Raw genomic sequence first — 1,301 nt, forward strand, 5'->3', positions numbered from 1 at the left:
AGCTTACCACTGGTACAACGCACCTGCTCCGACACCGACGTGGCCGTCTGTGTTGGCGGAGAAGTTACCTTTAACAACCCAGTTACCGCCGTCGCTCATAGCAGACACACCGATTGCCATGGCGGATTGACCACCGTAGTAGCCGCTACCCACGCCGATACCGGTCGCACCCGGACGGGTTACTTGCGGAATCGAGCCTTGTGCAATCGCGCCCGCTACACCTGCGTAGGCTTTTTTGCCGACGCGTTCGATGTTGTTTTGCAGAGCGTTACCCATGCCGGCAAGCTGGTTCAGGTTGACCGCATCGGTACCCTCTTTCGCCGGAGCGACGTTGGTGATGCGTTGTCCGCCGTTGTTCAGACCGATCGGGCTGAGGCTGACGGTATTTGCCGGGTTATGGGCGGTCGGTGCAGCGATGCTGACACCTTGCGCGTTAACGGTTACACCGCCTGCGGTCACGCTGGTTACGTCGAGTTTATCGGCAGTCGCAACGTTGTACACGGTCTGACCGCTGTTGCCGGTCGTTTGGTTAACGACGACGTTCTTACCTGCGGTAACTTCGGTTTTCGCCGCCGTCGCTTGTGTCGCCACATTGGCAATCGCCTGGTTGGTGTAATACAACTGGCTGCCGTTGATCGCATCGGTAGAATCCGCCGATACCACACCTGCCGCCACACCTTGTACCTGACGGGTCTCGTCCGTGCCGTTGCCGACGGTAACGACACCGGCGACTTTGTTCGCGGCGGCAGCCGAACCTGCTTTGCCTGCCACGGCTTTGTCGTTCAGGCCGCCGTAGGTGTAGGCTTCGCCTTTGGCCGCATCAGCCGTATGGATGCCTTGGGTTTGGGCGCGGTCGCCGAGGTAGACGGAGTCTTTAACCGTGGCTTTGATGTTGCTGCCCAGTGCGTAGGCGTTGTCGGCGGATACGTTGTTGTTGTTACCGATGGAGTAAGAGCTGTTGCCGCTTACTACGGTCGGGTCACCGATGGCGCCGGAGTTTTTGCCGCTGACGATGTTGCCGGTACCGATGGCGATGGTGTTCTCGGCGTTGGCTTTGGCGCCTTTACCGATGGCGATGGCGTTGGTGCCTTTGGAGGCGGCTTGGAAGCCGACTGCCGTGGCGTATGCGCCGCTCGCGCTGGAGTCTTCGCTGTTGCGTGCCTGTACGTCAGGGTTCACTTCGCCGTCGTTGGTATGGAAGAACTTGATGCCTTGTTCGTTCATACGGCCTACGGCTTCGATGACGTTGTTGGTCACGTACATGCCTTGGTCTTCGACGTTGTAGGTCACGAGGCTGTAAC

General features: G+C 59.1%; 1 protein-coding gene. It reads right to left on the reverse strand.

What is annotated here, in order from left to right; translation table 11 throughout:
* Nucleotides 1-3 precede the first annotated feature (3 nt).
* On the reverse strand, nucleotides 4-1,301 hold a 1,298-nt coding region (locus ACTHUR_RS11275), incomplete at its 5' end, for a YadA family autotransporter adhesin (RefSeq protein WP_440398631.1).

The sequence above is a fragment of the Neisseria sp. P0021.S007 genome, assembly GCF_051956855.1.